A 16,615-nucleotide genomic window follows, 5' to 3' on the forward strand; every position below is an offset into this window, starting at 1 on the left:
GAAGACGAGGTGATGCGCAGATGCAATTTACCGTTGGATTCAAGTTAAAGGGCAAGGCGGGCCATGTCGTCGTGGACGCCGAGGACGCGCTTGTCGCCGCTCTGAAGGTCAAGGCGGAGCTCCCGGAAGCGATGACAATGTACGTGCGTCCACAAAACCGGCGCGGCGACGCACGACACCCGTCACATGTGCCTGTCGACGAGCGCGCCGAGGATACTCATTGATGGTAAATTGGGGTGATGAGCAAGCCAGCGCAAGCCATGGTTCGTTCGGGCCGTGACAGACTCAAGCTGAAGCACAAGAAGTAGATTCACGGTACTCCGCCCGGCCGCGGCGTCATATGGCTGAGCAGATCCATCGGCAACGGAAAGACCACAGTCGATGATCGCTCGCCTGCAATGTCGTGCAACGCCGCGAAATAGCGCAGCTGCATAGCCTGCGGCTCCTGAGCGAGGATCCGGCCAGCCTCGACGAGCTTCTCGGCGGCTTGCTGCTCGCCTATCGCATTGATCACTTTCGCCCGCCGCAGCCGCTCCGCTTCGGCCTGCTTGGCGATGGCACGCACCATGTTTTCATTGAGGTCGATATCCTTGATCTCGATGTTGGTAACTTTGATCCCCCACGCGTCGGTCTGCTGATCGAGGATTTCCTGAATGTCGGCGTTGAGTTTGTCGCGCTCTGCGAGCATTTCATCCAGCTCATGCTTGCCGAGCACCGAGCGCAGCGTGGTCTGTGCCAACTGGCTGGTCGCGGCCATGAAATTCCCGACCTTGATGATCGCACGTTCCGGGTCGACGATGCGGAAATAGAGAACGGCGTTCACCTTGACGGAAACGTTATCGCGGGAAATGACGTCCTGCGGCGGCACATCCTGCACCATCACCCTGAGATCGGCTTTCACCATCTGCTGAACGAACGGAATCAGGATAATAAGGCCCGGACCTTTCACGCCGGTGAAGCGTCCGAGCGTGAAGACGATGCCGCGCTCGTATTCCCGGAGGATGCGAATGGCGGAGGAGAGAAAGGCGATCACGATGATCGCGAGCAGCGAATAGGCTATGTAATCGAGCATCATCGCACACCTCCCTCGCCGGCGCTGAGTGCCGGCCGGCGACGCACCATCAGCGTCAGATCCGTGATGCTGGCGATCTCGACCGTCTCTCCGGGCTTGAATGTTTCCATGCCGCGGGCTCGCCAGCGCTCACCCTGCGTGAAGACGTGACCTTCGATGTCATTCCAGTCGAGAACTTCGGCGGGCAGGCCGCGCATGGCCTGCGCGCCGATTCGTGCCGGAGCTTTGCGGGCGCGCCGGAGCGAGCCGAGCACAATGAGAAGCAGTCCGATGAACATTGCCGTCACGATGCTGACGAGCGTCCATGACAGCCGGTATCCGGGCGCTTCGATCCTGAACAACATCAACCCACCAAGGACGAGGGCGATGGCTCCGCCGAGGCCAAGAACCACGGTCGGGTTGAAGGCCTCGATAATCAGAAGCGCGATCCCCAACATCATCAGCCCAAGGCCGGCATAGTTGATCGGCAGCAGGTTGAAGGCATAGAGGCCCAGCAGCAGACAGATCGTACCGACCACGCCGGGCGCGACGGCGCCAGGAGACATGAATTCAAAAATCAGGCCGTAGATGCCAACCAGCAGAAGAATGAAGGCGATGTTGGGGTTGGTGATCACAGACAGAAATTGAGCGATCCATCCGGAATCGATCGTCTCGATCATCGCATCCTTCGTCGCCAGATGCCGTCTGTCCCCACCGGGGAGCTCCACGACGCGACCATCGACCTGCCTGAGCAGTTCGACCGGGTCGCGTGCAATGAGATCGATGACATTCGCTTGCAACGCAGCACTGGCGGAAAGACTGGCTGCCTCGCGGACGGCTTTCTCGGCCCAATCGGCGTTACGTCCGCGTAACTCGGCAAGGCTGCGGATAAAGGCGACGGCGTCGTTCGTCGTCTTCGCCATCATCGCATCCTTCGGCTCCGTTTGCTGGGTGCTGTCTTTCTTGTCCTTGCCGTCTTTGTCAGGGGTGATGCCCGGCAGGCCCGGCACCGGACTGCCGATTTGCACTGGCGTCGCCGCGCCGAGATTGGTGCCCGGCGCCATTGCGGCGATATGCGTTGCATAGAGAATATAGGTGCCGGCGCTGGCAGCATGGGCTCCCGACGGGGCGACATAACCTATGACAGGAACGGGCGATGCCAGCACGTCGGCGATGGTCTCGCGCATGCTGGTGACGAGACCGCCCGGCGTATTCAGACGCAGAATAACAGCTTCGGCACGCCGTTCGCTTGCCTTGGCGAGTGCGTCTTTTACATAATTGGCGGTTGCCGGTCCGATCGCTCCGTCGATTGCGATCGTCAGCACAAGTTTCCCGCTCCCCTCCGCCGAGACAGGCGTGGTGGGAGAGACAGCCAGAGCGACAACCGCAATTGTCGCGGCAAGAGTAGCCCGTACGGTCGGCACAGCCTGGACTCCCTTATCAAGATGATGTGGGGGGTCCTGGCAGAATCTCAATACGACGGGATTGGCGAGCCAACGCTCGTTGTCGAAACGAATGTGAGGGTTGCGTAAGACGAGAAGAATCGTCGATATTATCAGGCAGTCTCAATGGCATAAGAAGTTCGCAGTTTCGATCCACGCCCTCGCTTCGCCTCCGAACAATGGCGTGACCGCGTAGGCACGGCCTTCTTCATCGCGGCTCGATGAGCAAAGTTCTGTCATCGAACTGTTCGACGATCGTGCCGACTGGCCGCGCCCCTCCGCCGGATCGCAAGAGGAGCGCTGGCCGTGCTTCAGTGATGGGCCGAAACGCTCTTGACGCATTCGGACAACAAATCACCTGATGCAGAATGGCTGACGTCGCCCAGACTGACGATACCGACCATCCGTTTACTCTTGTTGATCACCGGCAGCCTGCGGACCCGCAGTTTCTCCATGTGATGTATTGCCTTTGCGAGGTCATCGTCCTCCCGGCAACAATGGATACCTTCGGTCATCACATCGCGTGCCGTCGCGCGGCCGGCATCGAAGCTGTTCCTCGCGAGCCCTTTGCAGACAATGTCGCGGTCGGTCACCATCCCGATCAGGCGGTCGTCCTCGCCAACCGGAACGCAGCCAATGTCATGCCCCCGCATCAATTTCGCGAGCTCAGTGACAGGAGTGTCAGGGCTGACCCAGTCGACACCTTTGTGCATCACCTCTTTGACTTTCATGGCGAACCTCCATTCCTAGAGTTCAGGTGAATTGATGCAATGCAGTATGTCTCGCCTCCCTCCATGTCCTCCAACTATACAATCAATTACGTGCGAGGTCGCAGAAGAAAACATCATGCCTGCGCGATCAGACTGGACAAACGCGGCCGCTGTTTCAATCCATCCTCCTGAACAGCGCGCATTCGACGCAAGGCCCGGATCATTCACGGTTGCAAGTGGATTAATGGAACCCAAATAATCCAAACATGCCTCATTGGACAGGGAGCGGTCCTATCCACTAGTTTGGCAGGCGGCGGTGCTGCACACCTCCGGACGAGATCATTGGGAATGAAAGAGAAAAAGGATATCGTAGAAAACTGGTTGCCGCGTTACACCGGCACGCCGCTTGCTGAGTTCGGAGAGTATGTTCTCTTGACCAACTTCGACAACTACGTCGAATGGTTCGCCACGGCGTATGGCAGTTTGGTAAAGGGCGCAGATCGACCGATGCCCAATGCGACTGCCGATGGTATCACTCTGATTAACTTCGGCATGGGAAGCCCGAATGCTGCAACCGTGATGGATCTGTTAAGTGCCATCGCGCCGAAAGCCGTGTTGTTTCTCGGCAAATGCGGTGGGTTGAAACGCAAAAATAAAATTGGCGATTTGGTTCTACCGATTGCGGCCATTCGGGGCGAAGGCACCTCAAATGATTATTTGCCCCCGGAGGTTCCTGCGCTGCCCGCGTTCCAGTTGCAACGCGCGGTGTCGACCATGATCCGCGATCTCGGTCACGACTATTGGACTGGCACCGTGTACACGACCAATCGTCGTGTCTGGGAACATGATGATCGCTTCAGGGATATATTGCGTCGTACACGGAGCATGGCGATCGACATGGAGACCGCAACAATCTTTGCTGCGGGATTTGCCAATCACATTTCGACTGGCGCACTGCTTCTCGTGTCCGATCAGCCAATGATTCCCGAGGGTGTGAAGACCGAAGCGTCGGATCAGGAGGTGACCGCGAACTATGTCGAACGGCATATCAGGATCGGGGTGGAGGCCCTGAAGCTTGTGCGGCGCCGCGGCCGCAGCGTCAAGCATTTGCGTTTCGAAGACGATTTCGATGCAGGGCATGAGACGTAAAGAGGCGTCGCACCGCTGCAGCTACAGTTTAGCAGCGGCATAATCTTCCCATTCGGGACCGCGACGGTCGCCGCGGATCGTCCGACTAATTCTCAGTCATGCGCGCTAAAGCGCCCGTGCTGCGCGTTGGCCATCAGGCGAGCAAACTGCGCGTGACCCATATGAAGCAGCGTCTCGTGATCGCCAGCTTCCAGATAGACCTCCGGCTGCGCCTGGATGCTGTCGTCAACGATGATATCCAGCCCGTAGCACTTACCGACGGCAGGAACTGCACCGTGTGCGCAGTCGCGGAACAGCTGATGGATCTCGGTTTCATCGGCCATGTGGACATTGTCGCCGAGTGATGTCCTCAGGTCCGACAGGCGGAGGTGATGCGATGCGGGCAAGACGGCCAGTATATATTCTCCGTCACGCCGCAACACGATGCCCTTGGCGAGGCGATCGCCCGAGATGTGGCATGCCTCAGCCGTGCCGGACGACGTCATGCGGAGTTCGTGCGGGATCACCTCGTATTGGATGTTTTCAGCGGCCAGGTATTTTTGCAGGGTGGGAGCAATGGTCATGGCGTGACCTCCGGGGCAAAATGCAAGCCATCCATCGTAAGGTCTTTGTCTGCAGACTCTCGCCGTGCGATGGGCGGCTGCGTGGTTATAGGCTCAGCATAGGCCTCCCATCCGACAGCTGCAATTCGTTATCGATGACCAACTCTCTCGCGAGATAGTCAGGACCCCGCGCTGTCGATGGGGAGTGCGCGAGCGCCGCGACACTTCTTCCCCAAACGAGAGTGGCTGCTGTCCATTTGAGCGCATGAGGTGTTCAATCGAAATTATGTATCTGTTTCAACAGCATAAGGGTTCGCAGTCTTATTCTGAATGGCGTGCCATTTTCCAGAACGCTCAGCATTCACAGACAGGCCGCTCGATCACGATGTCGATCATGTGGTGGCGCGCATCTCGCAGCCGCTAATCCCAACTGCTTGTTGTCACCACGGAGCGCTGAAGTGTGTGGCGCGCGCAGCGTGTGCGGCCGGTTGGTTGCGAGGGCAAGATCACCGGGCTAGCCTATGGGCAGGACAAGCCCAAAGGTGAGAGCATATGACCCCGCGCGAACGTCTCGACCAATTGCACCCGGAAATGACCGCATGGCGCAGGGATTTCCATGCGCATCCGGAGATTGGCTTCGAGGAGGAGCGCACCAGTGCGCTGGTGGCGGAGCGGCTGTCGGAGTGGGGTATCGAGGTGCATCGTGGCCTCGGCGGCACCGGTGTGGTGGGCGTAATCCGTGGCCGTCATCAGGCGGCGGGTAGCAACCGGGCCATTGGCTTGCGCGCCGATATGGACGCGCTGCCGATGGAGGAGGGCAATGGTTTTGCCCATCGCTCGCAGAATGCCGGCCGTATGCATGCCTGCGGCCATGACGGTCACACCACGATGTTGCTTGGTGCTGCGAAATATCTTGCCGAGACGCGCAATTTCGCCGGCACGGTGCATCTGATCTTTCAGCCGGCCGAGGAAGGCCTCGCTGGCGCCAAGGCGATGATGGACGACGGGTTGTTCGAGCGTTTCCCGTGCGATTCCATCTATGCGATCCACAACAGCCCGGACATGCCGCTCGGCAGCGTCAAGGCGCTGACCGGCACGGCGCTAGCGGCGATCGATTATTTCAAGGTAACGCTGCGTGGGCGCTCGTCGCATGGCGCGCATCCGCATCAGGGCATCGATACGGTGGCGATGGCCGCGCAAGTGGTGAATGCGCTGAACGCGATTCCGTCCCGTCAGGTCGATGCGCTGGAATCCGCCATCATCAGCATCGGCCAGATCCACGGCGGTACCTCGGACATCGTTCTGCCCGAGACGGTGGAGTTGCGCGGCTCGGTACGTACGCTGAAGCCCGAGGTGCGCGAGCGCGTCGAGGAGTTGTTCATGCGCACGGTGACGCTGACCGCGCAGGCCTGCGGCGGCACGGCGGAGATCGAGTATCGCCACGCCTATCCGGCCACGATCAACACGGCCGACGAGACGGTGCGCGCGGCAGAAGCGGCGGCGGCGGTGCCGGGCGTTACCGAGGTGCTGCGCGAAGGCAATCCAATTCTTGCCGGTGAAGATTTCGCGTTCATGCTCGAACGCAACCGTGGTGCCTATCTGATGTTCGGGCAGCGCACCGCCGACAAGGGCGGCGTGCCCGTTCACAATCCCGGCTACGATTTCAACGACGATCTCCTACCGATCGGCGCGAGCTATCTCGCCGGGCTGGTGGAGCAAGAGCTCGCATAGACTGCGATCAACGCGATCTGAGCGGCGTGTCTACGCCGCGCCGCTCTTCGGAATGGTGCGGCCGATGACGCGCAAAAGGTCTGCGCGCACCGACTCGATGTGACGTTCAAGGAAACGGCAGGCGTCATCGATCTTCTGGCTGCGGCACAGCGCGATGAGTTCGGCGTGTTCTTTCTCAGCGATGCCCATCGCGGTGGTGGTCGAGAGTTGCATGCGCGTGTAGCGGTCGCTGGTTTGCAGCAGCGCCATCACGATCGTCTGTGTGCGCGGCTGCCGCGCCCGGACATACATCGCCATGTGGAAATCGGCGTTGAGCTGTCCCCATTCGCTGATATTGCCGGCGGCAATCGCCTTCTCGAAGCGGTGCTGGATGTCGTCGAGTGCAGCGAAGTCGTTGTCGACAAAATGCGGCGCGGACTGCGCCAGCATCCGTGGCTCGAGGATGACCCGGAGATCGAACACGTCGTTGATTTCGTCGAGCGACAGTTCCGAGACGATGGCGCCCTTCTGCGGGACGATCTTCACCAGCCCTTCGGCCTCAAGCTGAAACAGGGCTTCCCGCACCGGAATCCGGCTGACGCCATAGGCCTCGCCCAAGGCGTCCTGGCGCAACTGCGCGCCGGCCGGGTGGGTGCCGTCGAGGATGGCCTGCCGGAGTTGATCCGCGATCATGGCCGACAGGGTGCGGTGCTTTAGCGGCGCGCTCATTGATTTATCGAGCCTTTTCTCTGGATTTCGGCCGGATTGATCTCAGATCTCGTCCCGTCTTCGCTGCCGCACAAAAACTCCTCAAGGCGTGAATTTGTGCAAATCAGCGTTTGACAGAGAAATTGTATAAATTATACGATCAAAAAATCATATCACAATCGTGACAGCGGGGGCAGTTTATGAGTGACCAGACGATGTCGACGGCCCCGGCCATCGGGGCCCGCCGGGTCATCCTGGTGGCGTCCGCCGGGCTGCTGGCCTTCGAGCGGCTGGCTCTGATGGGCCTGATGTATCTGCTGACGGCGCTGATCCTGGTGAATGTCGTCACCCGCTATTCGCACTTCCCGATCTACTGGATCGATGAGTCGGCGGTGTATTCGGTGGTCTGGCTGACCTTCATCGGCGCCTCCGCGATGACCCGCCTGCGGCTCGACTTTGCGGTCACCATGATGACCGAACGTCTGTCGGCCAGAAGCCAGCAGATCTTCAAGATTATCGCCACGAGCACGGTGATCGTGTTCGGTGTCGGCCTGATCGTCACCTGCATGCTCTGGATGGACCCGATCGGCCTTGCGCAAGCAGGCTTCGACGCGAAGAAGTTCGCGGGCCAGACCTTCAATTTTCTCTACACCGAGCGCACCCAGACGCTGAACTGGCCGACATGGGTCCTCTATCTGACACTGCCCATTTTCGCGGTGTCGATCACCATCCATGGCATTGCGAATCTGCTCGAGGACCTCGGCCTCGTCGCCAAGGTGCCGCCGAAAGGCTTCCAGCTCTCCGAACTCGACGGGGTGAACTAATATGATCACCTTCGCCGCATTCACGGTGATCATGCTGGTCGGCGTGCCGATCGGTCTTTGCCTTTGCCTCGCCGGCTTCGTCTACATCATGGCGTCCGGCAATCCGGTGCTGTTCCAGTCCTATCCGCTGCAACTGTTCGGCGGCGTCGACAGCTACGGTCTGATCGCGATCCCGCTGTTTATCCTGATCGGCGAGATTATGAATGGCGGCGGCATCACCAAGCGCATCGTCGACATGGCGATGGCCTTTGTCGGCTCACTGAAGGGCGGACTGGCTTACGTCAACATTCTCGCCAATATGTTCATCTCCTCCATTCTCGGCTCGGCGACCGCACAGGTCGCGATCATGGCGCAGATCATGGTCCCGGAAATGGAAAAGAAAGGCTACGACAAGACCTTCGCTGCCGGTCTCACCGCCTATGGCGGCATGCTCGGCCCGATCATTCCGCCGTCGGTAATGTTCGTGGTCTACAGCGTGCTGGCGCAGGTGTCGGTCAGCGACATGTTGATCGCGGGCATCATTCCCGGTGTCATCCTCACAGTGATGTTCTGTGTCGTCATCGCGCTGATGGGCTACGTCTACAACTATCCGCGTGCGGACTATCAGACGCCGAAACAGCGTGTGATGACCATCCTGCGCACCTCGCCGACCCTTTTGATTCCCATCGTCATCGTCGGCTCCATCCTCGGCGGTCTGGCGAACGCAACGGAATCGGCTGCCGTCGGCGCTGTCGCCGCTGCTGTTGTCGGCAAATACTGGACCAAGGAATTCGAGTGGTCGCAACTGCCGCAAATGATGCTGCGCTCGGGCATCTATTCGGCGATCGTGCTGTTTCTCGTTGCCGCTGCCGCCGTGTTTTCCTGGGTTCTGATCTTCGGCAAAGTGCCGCAGGAGACCGCGGCCTGGATCCAGACCGTTGCCAAGGATCCGATCAGCTTCATGCTGATCTGCAATGTCATCCTGCTGGTCATCGGTACGGTGATCGACGGCGTGCCCGGCCTGATCATGACCGTGCCGATCCTGCTGCCGGTGGCGACCGAGATCTACCACATCGACCCGCGTCACTTCGGCGTGGTCGTCGTGATCAATCTCGTGCTCGGATTGCTGTCGCCGCCGGTCGGACTCTGTTTTTTCGTCGCCGCCGCCGTCACAGGCGCCAAGCCCGGCAAGATGTTCATGGTGACGCTGCCGTTCTTCTTCATCTCCTGCATCCTGTTGGTGCTGCTCTCGCTCTATCCGTATCTGTCTCTCGCCCTCATCAAGTAAGCCCATACTCATCAAGGAGCCTCCGTCATGACCATCTCACGTCGTCGCTTCCTCGCCGCATCGGCAGCTGCTTCGGTATTTGCGCCGTCGCTCGCATTGGCGCAGGCCAAGGAACTGCGTCTCGGCCTGATCACGCCGAACGGCCATTCCTGGAACAAGGCTGCGCTGAAGCTCGCCGATCAGCTCAAGGAAGAGACCAAGGGCCGTCTCACCATGACGGTGTTTCACTCCGGCCAGCTAGGCAACGAAGCAGCGATGATGCAGCAGTTGCAGACCGGCGCGCTCGATATGGGCTTCATCCAGGCTGCCGAACTCGGTTCGCGCGTGCCGCATATCGCGGCGATCAACGCGCCCTATATCGTGCGCTCCACGCCAGCCGTGGCGAAATTCGTGCGTCATCCGGCGGCAGTCAAACTGTTCGACGTGCTGCCTGCGGAAACCGGCACCATTGGCCTCGGCTGGGGCATCACCGGCATGCGCGCGGTCTTCGCGGTCAGGGATCTCAACACGCTCGCTGACATCAAGGGCATGAAGCTGCGTATCAATCCGACGCCGGTCTATCGCGACTTCTACTCATCGCTCGGCGCCGCACCGACGCCGATTCCGACGCCGCAGGTGTTCGACGCCATGTCGAATGGCCAGGTCGATGGTCTGGAAGCCGATCTGGAATTCTCCTGGAACCAGCGCTTCGACAAGGTGTCGAAGTCGATCCTGCAGATGAATGCCGTCTTCATGCCGATGGCCGCCGTCGTGTCCGGCCGCGTCTGGCAGTCGCTGCCCGCCGCTGACAAGGAGCTGATCACCAAGGCGGTGAAGTCGACGCTCGATGCGCAGATCGACGAATTGGCTGCTGGCGAGCCGGCACTGATCGAGAATTTCAAGGGCACGTCGGTGCCGGTGCGTCAGGTGGCCGTCAAGGATACCGAAGCCGTCATCGCCGAATTCGACAAGATCTGGCTGCCGAAAGCGCCAGTGCTCGCCGAGCTGCGCAAGGTCGGCGCGACGATCTGATCCTCTAATTCTTGCCCATCATCCTCATCAGCCGGCGCGCTATGCGCGCCGGCATCACACGGAGTTTTGCCATGAGTCCCCGTATTTCCTGGGAAGGCGTCTTCCCGGCAGTCACCACGCAATTCCATGACGACCTGTCGCTCGACATCGACGCCACCGCGAAGGTCATGGACGGCCTGATCCGTGACGGTGTGTCCGGCCTGATCATCTGCGGCTCCGTCGGCGAGAACACCTCGCTGGAGCGCAAGGAAAAGATCGCGATCATGGAAGCGGCCAAGTCGGTCGCGAAGGGCCGCGTGCCCGTGCTCTGCGGTATCGCCGAATTCACCACGGCCTTTGCCGTGGATACCGCGAAGGAAGCCGCACGCGTCGGCATCGATGGCATCATGGTGATGCCCGCTTTGGTCTATTCGTCCAAGCCGCACGAGACCGCCGCGCACTTTCGTTCGGTCGCCACCGCCACCGATCTGCCGGTGATGCTCTACAACAACCCGCCGATCTACAAGAACGATGTCACCCCCGACATTCTCGCTACGCTGGCCGATGTCGACACGGTCGTCTGCTTCAAGGATTCGTCAGGCGATACACGCCGCTTCATCGACACGCGCAATATGGTCGGCGACCGCTTCGTGTTGTTCGCCGGCCTCGACGACGTGATCGTTGAGAGCGTGGCGATGGGCGCCGTCGGTTGGGTGTCGGGGATGTCCAATGCCTTCCCGCGCGAAGGCGAGACGCTGTTCCGTCTGGCCAAGGCCGGGCGCCTCAAAGAGGCGATGGCGATCTATGAATGGTTCATGCCGCTGCTGCATCTCGATGCGCGCCCGGATCTCGTCCAGTGCATCAAGCTGTGCGAAAACATCATGGGCCGCGGTACCGCACTGACCCGGCCGCCACGTCTGGCGCTGCTGCCGCATGAAAAGGCGGAAGTGGAGGGGATCATGACCAAGGCGCTACGTCACCGTCCGATGCTGCCGGATGTCGGCCTCAAGGCAGCTTAACGACTCGTCGCTATCTGAAATTTATCGGCGCGTCAGTCGTGGCGCGCCGATGTCTTATGTAGCGATGCCTTCGCACAGTTAGATATCTTCGTCGTCGCGATCGCGTTTCGGCGTGGCGATATCGCCGTCTTCCTCGTCGTCGTCAGGCCGCGGCGGCGTGGGGACGGGTTTTTGCTTGTCGTCCTTGGCCGGTTTGTCGTCGCGGGCTCCGCCCACTCGTCCGCTCATCATTTTCCCCGCCGGATTGCTTGTGTTGACCTCATTCTGACCGCGATTGAAGCAGATATTGCCGTAATCCCGCAATTGCCCTGTGTTTTTCCGCATGACCGTGTAAACGGGGGGCGAATCCTGCCCGCTTTGAAATCGGGCGAATCTTGTTCTGGAGTGACGATGAAAAAACCGAAGTTAGAGCTCGACGAACCGCAGGCGCGCAAATTCATTCGCGCCGACAGGGCGCCGACCGAAGGTTATTCACTGGTGGTGGATGGCCATTTCAAATCCCACCACGATACGGTCGAAGCCGCGGAAGAAGCCGGCATGAAGCTGAAGAACCAGTTTCAGATGCTTCAGATCCAGGTCTACGATTCTGCAACCAAGACCCGTACCATGATCGAATGGCCTGCGCCGAGCGCGGCCTGAGATAGATCAGACCCTGCGAAAGCAGGTCCTGCGATAGTCAGGTCCTGCGGCCGCCGCTGCGCTGATCGGCGAGCCACGCTGCCAGGGCTTGTGCTTTTTCCGCCGATTTGCTCGACGATGTCTTGCTCGAAGACGTCTTGCCCGATTTCGTTGCGGTCTTCTTCTTGGCCGGCGCGGGGGGCGATACCGCTTCGCGGGCAAGGCGCATGGCCTTCAGTCGGGCCATGTTGTCGAGTACCGCTTTGGCCGCGGCGTCGCGTTCGGATTTCGTCGCTTTGTCGTCAGTTGGCATCAGCTCGTTTTCTTTTTTCTGGTAGCTTTCGGTTTGGGTTCGGGCGGGTTGGCCAGTTCTTCGGCTTCCCTGGCAAGGCGAAGCGCGCGCAGTTCCTCGGTCCGCTTGCGGATGGCGACATCGGCGGCCGCAATGTCGGCCATCGCTTTCACGCCTTCGGCTTCCTGCGCCGCCTTGCGGGCGAGCCGGATTTCCTTCAGTTCTGCGGGTGTCTTCTGTTCCTGTTCGGTGTCCATCAACGCCTCGGGTTAGGCCGCGCGATCGGCGCGCAGCGAACTCTGTGTCATTCTTATCACGTAGATATAGGAAGCGGCACCCCTGCTGCCACCTAACTGGCCGCTGCAGTTAATCGCTTTGTGCCGGAAATGCGGCGAATTCGACGCGAATGAGGCCAGGTTGCGTCCGTCAGGCCTTCCTGAGACAATCCGGTGGTAATCCGGACTGCAAGAATCTCCATGATCCGCACACTGTTCAACGATGGCGCCGACAACCTGCGCGGCCGCATCATCGCCATCTACGCCATTCTGATCCCGGCCAATGTGCTGGCCTGGATATGGGCCCTGATCGCCTTCCGCGACCAGCCGGTTCTGCTGGGCACCGCGCTGCTCGCCTACACCTTCGGCCTGCGCCACGCCGTTGACGCCGACCACATTGCAGCCATCGATAATGTGACGCGCAAGCTCATGCAGTCCGGCAAGCGTCCGCTGTCGGTGGGCCTGTTTTTCTCGCTCGGTCACTCCACTGTGGTCGTCGTGGCATCCATCTTCGTGGCGCTGGCAGTGTCGGCACTGCAGGAGAAATTCGCGGACTTCAAGGAAATTGGCGGCCTGATCGGCACGAGCGTCTCGGCCTTCTTCCTGCTGATCGTGGCAGTGGCCAATATCTTCATTCTCGTATCGGTGTATCGGCTGTTCAAGGCAGTGAAGCGCGGTGAGCGATTCATCGATGAAGATCTCAATGTTTTGCTTTCGCAGCGCGGCGTCATCGGCCGCATGCTGCGTTCGGTCTTCGCCGTGATCTCGAAGAGCTGGCACATGTATCCGCTCGGCATCCTGTTCGGCCTCGGCTTCGACACCGCGACCGAAATCGCGCTGCTGGGTATCTCCGCCTCGCAAAGCGCCGATGGCATGTCGATGTGGTCGATTCTCGTGTTTCCCGCACTGTTCACGGCGGGAATGTCGCTGGTCGATGCGACGGACTCGGTCTTGATGGTGCGCGCCTATGGCTGGGCTTTCGTGAAGCCGATCCGCAAGCTGTATTACAACATGATCATCACGCTGGTGTCGGTGATCGTGGCGCTGGTGATCGGCGGCGTCGAGGCGCTCGGCCTGATTGGCCGCAAGCTCGATCTGTCAGGTAGCTTCTGGGACGGCATCGAAGCGCTGAACGAGAATTTCGGCGCGCTCGGCTACCTCATCATCGCGATCTTCATCCTGAGCTGGATGATCTCGGTGATCGTCTATCGCATCAAAGGCTATGACGACATCGAGGTTCGGGTTCACGAAGCCTGATGCGGCGTCGCTATTTGGGCGCCATCTTTTCCAGCGCGGCGCGCTTCCACAGATCCCAGGCCCGGCCATGGATCTGGTCGATCACAGCCAGCGTTTTCTGGCTTTCCTCGCCCAGCAGATAGCTCACGGATCCGCCAAGCGCGAGCGCCTGCGACTGCAGCTGCGCATTGACGTTGCTGTAATGGGCCCGAAACACTGCCATCGGAATTGTGCTCGCCACGACGACACTGCCATGGCCCCGCATCAGTGCCACGCTGCGGTCACCGAGCGTACTGGCCAGCGCCTTGCCCAGCTGCGCGTTGCTGACCAGCATGTTGCTCATGCCGGCGCTATCGCGGATCTCGAACACCGGCACGTCGGGAAACAGGAAGGCGCCGAGGTGGAACACCGGCCGTAACGGCGTGCTGCTGACGCTGAAGGGGATGATCCCCGGCGAATGTGTATGGACGATGGCTTTGACGTCGGGCCGGGCCTTGTAGATTTCGCCGTGGATGAAGCGTTCGAGGAAACTGGCGCGCCCCTTCGCGTCGACGGGATTGGAGTCGAGGTCGTATTCCATGATGTCGTCGGCCGTGACCAGCGCTGGCGCCACGGAGCGCCCCATCAGGTAGCGATTGGGGTCGGTCGGATGGCGCATGCTGACATGGCCGAAACCGTCGATCACATTGAGATCGGTGAGGACGCGGTTCGCCACCACGAGGTCTTGCATCAACGCTGGATCGACGGGGCCGGCAGATGTTGGTGCTGGGGGCTGTGCTGCGGTTTGTGCGGAGGCCGGTTGCAGAGAGAGTGCGAACACCATTGCCAGCAGCATTGGCGCAGCCGATCGTGTCGACGCCATTATAGTCTCCCCCTGTCGAGTGGCGGGTTGGTCCGCCTTGCTCGCTATATCATGCGGCCAACACCGGGCCGCCAGCTTTCTTCCACGCATCGATGCCGCCGTCCAGATGTGCGGCATTGTCGATCCCTGCATCCTTCGCGGCAGTGACCGCCATGGCCGAGCGTTCGCCGAAGGCGCAGAAGAACACGATGCGGCGCTTGGTGGCAGTGGCGACCTCGCGCAGCATGCCGCCGGGCTTGAGGCTGTCCGATATCGACGGGTAGGGCGCATGCAGCGCACCGGCGAGCACGCCGTGCTTGGCGCGTTCGCCGCTCTCGCGCAGGTCAACCAGCAGGATGGCGGGATCGCCGAGATGGGCAATGGCCTCCCGCGGAGACAGCGCCAGGCCTTGCTTCTTCAGCGCGTCCGGCTTCAGCCCGACCTTCATATTGGCCGGGATTACCACATCCATCAGTTTCGGGTTCGGCAGGTTGAGCTTGCCCATCAGCTCGATGTAGTCCTCCACGGACTTCACCTGCAGCCGCGGATTGTAGCGCTTCTCTTCGCCGATGGTGCTCACGGTGTCGCCCTTGTAGTCGTGCGCCGGGAACACCATCGTCTCGTCGGGCAGCTTGAGCAGGCGGTTGAACAGTGAATCATATTGCGCCCGCGCGCTGCCGTTCTGGAAATCGGTGCGGCCGGTGCCGCGGATCAGCAGCGTGTCGCCGGTGAAGACGCGGTCGCCCATCAGATAGCTGTAGGAGTCATCGGTGTGGCCGGGCGTATACATCACGTCGAGCTCGACGCCTTCGATCGTCACCTTGTCGCCGTCGCTGACACGCATGGCGACGACGTCGGCCTTGCTCTGGTCGCCCATGATGGTCACGCAATGGGTGCGGTCGCGCAGTTCGGCGAGGCCGGTGACGTGGTCCGCATGGAGATGCGTATCGACCGCCTTCACGAGCTTCAGGTCGAGCTCGCGCAACAACTGGCAATAGCGATCGACCTTTTCCAGGACCGGATCGAGGATCAGCGCCTCGCCGCCGTGGCGGCTGGCAAGCAGATAGCTATATGTGCCGGACACACTGTCGAACAGCTGACGGAAGATCATAGGCGCACCAATTCTGCGTGGTCGATCCTTCTTCGGATCGTGTATTCGTCAGAATATTAACCCAGTTACTGGCGGTTGGACGATCTCTTTCTTCTCTTGTTCGTGAACGCAAGTTCGGGATACTGCCCGGAGCAGTGAGGGCCTGATGGCGGAATATGTGGTCGAGTTCGGTCGGGATGGCCGGCGCGTGGAAGATGATGGCCGGCTCGATGCCGCAGCTTTCCATCGCAACCACGAGGCGATCTGGCGGGTTCTTGCGACTTTCCTGCAGCAGGCTTGCGGCGATGTTGTGGAAGTCGGCAGCGGCACCGGCCAGCATGTCATTCACTTCGCTGGACAAACGCCCGACATCACCTGGTGGCCGAGCGATCTCAATGACGCCCATCTCAAAAGCATCGCCGCCTGGCGCACCCATGCGAAATTGACGAATGTCAGACCGCCGCTGCGGATCGATCTCTTGGATCCGGCGTGGTGCCCGGAGATGGAGAACGGCAGCGGCCCGGGTGCGCTGCTCGCGGTGTTCTGCGCCAATGTCGTCCACATCGCACCTTGGTCCGTCGCCGAAGGTTTGATCGCGGGCGCAGCAAGATATCTGCGGCCGGATGGACGTCTCTTTATCTATGGCCCGTTCAAGCGCGGCGGCAAACATACGGCCGTGAGCAATGCTGTGTTCGATACCAGCCTGCGCGACGGTAATCCTGACTGGGGCGTGCGCGATGTCGAGGATCTGGAGCACGTCGCGCAGGGCGTCGGCCTTCGGCTGGCTGAGGTCATCGAGATGCCCGCCAACAATCTGATCCTTGTATTTGCCCGGCCGCCCGAATGATCGG

General features: G+C 60.4%; 20 protein-coding genes. 10 read left to right on the forward strand and 10 right to left on the reverse strand.

Annotated elements, in window-relative coordinates; all coding sequences use genetic code 11:
• Positions 1 to 20 precede the first annotated feature (20 nt).
• A complete protein-coding gene (locus AB8B20_RS24095) occupies positions 21 to 224 on the forward strand; it encodes a hypothetical protein (RefSeq protein ID WP_089262760.1) in 204 nt (67 codons plus the stop codon).
• Between the two features lie 86 nt (positions 225 to 310).
• On the opposite strand, the gene AB8B20_RS24100 is transcribed toward AB8B20_RS24095, so the two are convergent.
• The 3 genes from AB8B20_RS24100 to AB8B20_RS24110 form a co-directional block, all read right to left on the reverse strand.
• The gene (locus AB8B20_RS24100; protein WP_093759775.1) at positions 311 to 1,075 is read right to left on the reverse strand and encodes a slipin family protein; all 765 of its coding nucleotides are present in this window, start codon (positions 1,073 to 1,075) and stop codon (positions 311 to 313) included.
• Positions 1,072 to 2,475: an NfeD family protein gene (locus AB8B20_RS24105; protein ID WP_439073341.1), complete on the reverse strand. Its 1,404-nt coding sequence runs from the start codon at positions 2,473 to 2,475 to the stop codon at positions 1,072 to 1,074. Before AB8B20_RS24105 ends, AB8B20_RS24100 begins: the two co-directional genes overlap by 4 nt.
• A 329-nt stretch (positions 2,476 to 2,804) precedes the next feature.
• On the reverse strand, positions 2,805 to 3,224 hold the full coding sequence (locus AB8B20_RS24110) for a CBS domain-containing protein (protein WP_120288271.1): 420 nt from the start codon (positions 3,222 to 3,224) through the stop codon (positions 2,805 to 2,807).
• Positions 3,225 to 3,551: 327 nt separating this feature from the next.
• Between AB8B20_RS24110 and AB8B20_RS24115 the strand changes: the two genes are divergently transcribed.
• Positions 3,552 to 4,352, forward strand: coding sequence for an AMP nucleosidase (locus tag AB8B20_RS24115; RefSeq protein ID WP_089262752.1), 801 nt, complete (start codon positions 3,552 to 3,554; stop codon positions 4,350 to 4,352).
• A gap of 92 nt (positions 4,353 to 4,444) precedes the next feature.
• Here AB8B20_RS24115 and AB8B20_RS24120 read toward each other — a convergent pair whose 3' ends face one another.
• Positions 4,445 to 4,915, reverse strand: a complete 471-nt coding sequence (locus AB8B20_RS24120) for an aminoacyl-tRNA deacylase (RefSeq protein WP_089262750.1) — start codon at positions 4,913 to 4,915, stop codon at positions 4,445 to 4,447.
• Between the two features lie 531 nt (positions 4,916 to 5,446).
• On the opposite strand from AB8B20_RS24120, the gene AB8B20_RS24125 reads away from it, so the two are divergent.
• Positions 5,447 to 6,625 carry a M20 aminoacylase family protein gene (locus AB8B20_RS24125; RefSeq protein WP_439073340.1) on the forward strand — a complete coding sequence of 393 codons (1,179 nt, stop codon included), beginning with the start codon at positions 5,447 to 5,449 and terminating at the stop codon, positions 6,623 to 6,625.
• Between the two features lie 30 nt (positions 6,626 to 6,655).
• Here AB8B20_RS24125 and AB8B20_RS24130 read toward each other — a convergent pair whose 3' ends face one another.
• Entirely contained in the window at positions 6,656 to 7,333 is a 678-nt protein-coding gene (locus tag AB8B20_RS24130; RefSeq protein WP_089262746.1) for a GntR family transcriptional regulator, read from the reverse strand.
• A 179-nt stretch (positions 7,334 to 7,512) separates the two neighbouring features.
• Here AB8B20_RS24130 and AB8B20_RS24135 point away from each other — a divergent pair, with 179 nt between their 5' ends.
• From AB8B20_RS24135 to AB8B20_RS24150, 4 genes are all read left to right on the forward strand, one after another.
• Positions 7,513 to 8,136, forward strand: coding sequence for a TRAP transporter small permease (locus AB8B20_RS24135; protein ID WP_120288274.1), 624 nt, complete (start codon positions 7,513 to 7,515; stop codon positions 8,134 to 8,136).
• Position 8,137: 1 nt separating this feature from the next.
• Positions 8,138 to 9,403, forward strand: coding sequence for a TRAP transporter large permease (locus tag AB8B20_RS24140; RefSeq protein WP_093759765.1), 1,266 nt, complete (start codon positions 8,138 to 8,140; stop codon positions 9,401 to 9,403).
• 27 nt (positions 9,404 to 9,430) lie between these two features.
• Positions 9,431 to 10,414, forward strand: coding sequence for a TRAP transporter substrate-binding protein (locus tag AB8B20_RS24145; RefSeq protein WP_089262741.1), 984 nt, complete (start codon positions 9,431 to 9,433; stop codon positions 10,412 to 10,414).
• 71 nt (positions 10,415 to 10,485) lie between these two features.
• Positions 10,486 to 11,412, forward strand: a complete 927-nt coding sequence (locus AB8B20_RS24150) for a dihydrodipicolinate synthase family protein (RefSeq protein WP_089263644.1) — start codon at positions 10,486 to 10,488, stop codon at positions 11,410 to 11,412.
• A gap of 78 nt (positions 11,413 to 11,490) precedes the next feature.
• On the opposite strand, the gene AB8B20_RS24155 is transcribed toward AB8B20_RS24150, so the two are convergent.
• Positions 11,491 to 11,715: a hypothetical protein gene (locus AB8B20_RS24155; protein WP_439073339.1), complete on the reverse strand. Its 225-nt coding sequence runs from the start codon at positions 11,713 to 11,715 to the stop codon at positions 11,491 to 11,493.
• Positions 11,716 to 11,802: 87 nt separating this feature from the next.
• Here AB8B20_RS24155 and AB8B20_RS24160 point away from each other — a divergent pair, with 87 nt between their 5' ends.
• Positions 11,803 to 12,051, forward strand: coding sequence for a hypothetical protein (locus AB8B20_RS24160; protein ID WP_068732883.1), 249 nt, complete (start codon positions 11,803 to 11,805; stop codon positions 12,049 to 12,051).
• 37 nt (positions 12,052 to 12,088) lie between these two features.
• Here the strand turns inward: AB8B20_RS24160 and AB8B20_RS24165 are convergent, their stop codons facing one another.
• Entirely contained in the window at positions 12,089 to 12,343 is a 255-nt protein-coding gene (locus tag AB8B20_RS24165; RefSeq protein WP_089262737.1) for a hypothetical protein, read from the reverse strand.
• Entirely contained in the window at positions 12,343 to 12,579 is a 237-nt protein-coding gene (locus tag AB8B20_RS24170) for a hypothetical protein (RefSeq protein ID WP_068732887.1), read from the reverse strand. The genes AB8B20_RS24165 and AB8B20_RS24170 overlap by 1 nt, the downstream gene beginning before the upstream one ends.
• A 219-nt stretch (positions 12,580 to 12,798) precedes the next feature.
• Here AB8B20_RS24170 and AB8B20_RS24175 point away from each other — a divergent pair, with 219 nt between their 5' ends.
• Entirely contained in the window at positions 12,799 to 13,854 is a 1,056-nt protein-coding gene (locus AB8B20_RS24175) for a HoxN/HupN/NixA family nickel/cobalt transporter (RefSeq protein ID WP_439073338.1), read from the forward strand.
• Positions 13,855 to 13,864: 10 nt separating this feature from the next.
• Here the strand turns inward: AB8B20_RS24175 and AB8B20_RS24180 are convergent, their stop codons facing one another.
• Both AB8B20_RS24180 and AB8B20_RS24185 read right to left on the reverse strand, forming a co-directional pair.
• Positions 13,865 to 14,695: a class II aldolase/adducin family protein gene (locus tag AB8B20_RS24180; protein ID WP_439073337.1), complete on the reverse strand. Its 831-nt coding sequence runs from the start codon at positions 14,693 to 14,695 to the stop codon at positions 13,865 to 13,867.
• A gap of 49 nt (positions 14,696 to 14,744) precedes the next feature.
• A complete protein-coding gene (locus AB8B20_RS24185; protein WP_115031396.1) occupies positions 14,745 to 15,785 on the reverse strand; it encodes an MBL fold metallo-hydrolase in 1,041 nt (346 codons plus the stop codon).
• 145 nt (positions 15,786 to 15,930) lie between these two features.
• On the opposite strand from AB8B20_RS24185, the gene AB8B20_RS24190 reads away from it, so the two are divergent.
• Positions 15,931 to 16,611 carry a DUF938 domain-containing protein gene (locus AB8B20_RS24190; RefSeq protein ID WP_439073336.1) on the forward strand — a complete coding sequence of 227 codons (681 nt, stop codon included), beginning with the start codon at positions 15,931 to 15,933 and terminating at the stop codon, positions 16,609 to 16,611.
• Positions 16,612 to 16,615: the final 4 nt, after the last annotated feature.

Origin of the sequence: Tardiphaga sp. 866_E4_N1_4 (assembly GCF_052076075.1) — a bacterium.
GTDB classification, from domain to species: Bacteria; Pseudomonadota; Alphaproteobacteria; order Rhizobiales; family Xanthobacteraceae; genus Tardiphaga; species Tardiphaga robiniae.

What these genes read in the sequence shown, in the direction of transcription:
- AB8B20_RS24095 (WP_089262760.1), top strand. Translation starts at nt 21, where the DNA reads ATGCAATTTACCGTTGGATTCAAGTTAAAGGGCAAGGCGGGCCATGTC.
- AB8B20_RS24100 (WP_093759775.1), bottom strand. Translation starts at nt 1,075, where the DNA reads ATGATGCTCGATTACATAGCCTATTCGCTGCTCGCGATCATCGTGATC.
- AB8B20_RS24110 (WP_120288271.1), bottom strand. Translation starts at nt 3,224, where the DNA reads ATGAAAGTCAAAGAGGTGATGCACAAAGGTGTCGACTGGGTCAGCCCT.
- AB8B20_RS24115 (WP_089262752.1), top strand. Translation starts at nt 3,552, where the DNA reads ATGAAAGAGAAAAAGGATATCGTAGAAAACTGGTTGCCGCGTTACACC.
- AB8B20_RS24120 (WP_089262750.1), bottom strand. Translation starts at nt 4,915, where the DNA reads ATGACCATTGCTCCCACCCTGCAAAAATACCTGGCCGCTGAAAACATC.
- AB8B20_RS24125 (WP_439073340.1), top strand. Translation starts at nt 5,447, where the DNA reads ATGACCCCGCGCGAACGTCTCGACCAATTGCACCCGGAAATGACCGCA.
- AB8B20_RS24130 (WP_089262746.1), bottom strand. Translation starts at nt 7,333, where the DNA reads ATGAGCGCGCCGCTAAAGCACCGCACCCTGTCGGCCATGATCGCGGAT.
- AB8B20_RS24135 (WP_120288274.1), top strand. Translation starts at nt 7,513, where the DNA reads ATGAGTGACCAGACGATGTCGACGGCCCCGGCCATCGGGGCCCGCCGG.
- AB8B20_RS24140 (WP_093759765.1), top strand. Translation starts at nt 8,138, where the DNA reads ATGATCACCTTCGCCGCATTCACGGTGATCATGCTGGTCGGCGTGCCG.
- AB8B20_RS24145 (WP_089262741.1), top strand. Translation starts at nt 9,431, where the DNA reads ATGACCATCTCACGTCGTCGCTTCCTCGCCGCATCGGCAGCTGCTTCG.
- AB8B20_RS24150 (WP_089263644.1), top strand. Translation starts at nt 10,486, where the DNA reads ATGAGTCCCCGTATTTCCTGGGAAGGCGTCTTCCCGGCAGTCACCACG.
- AB8B20_RS24160 (WP_068732883.1), top strand. Translation starts at nt 11,803, where the DNA reads ATGAAAAAACCGAAGTTAGAGCTCGACGAACCGCAGGCGCGCAAATTC.
- AB8B20_RS24165 (WP_089262737.1), bottom strand. Translation starts at nt 12,343, where the DNA reads ATGCCAACTGACGACAAAGCGACGAAATCCGAACGCGACGCCGCGGCC.
- AB8B20_RS24170 (WP_068732887.1), bottom strand. Translation starts at nt 12,579, where the DNA reads ATGGACACCGAACAGGAACAGAAGACACCCGCAGAACTGAAGGAAATC.
- AB8B20_RS24175 (WP_439073338.1), top strand. Translation starts at nt 12,799, where the DNA reads ATGATCCGCACACTGTTCAACGATGGCGCCGACAACCTGCGCGGCCGC.
- AB8B20_RS24180 (WP_439073337.1), bottom strand. Translation starts at nt 14,695, where the DNA reads ATGGCGTCGACACGATCGGCTGCGCCAATGCTGCTGGCAATGGTGTTC.
- AB8B20_RS24185 (WP_115031396.1), bottom strand. Translation starts at nt 15,785, where the DNA reads ATGATCTTCCGTCAGCTGTTCGACAGTGTGTCCGGCACATATAGCTAT.
- AB8B20_RS24190 (WP_439073336.1), top strand. Translation starts at nt 15,931, where the DNA reads ATGGCGGAATATGTGGTCGAGTTCGGTCGGGATGGCCGGCGCGTGGAA.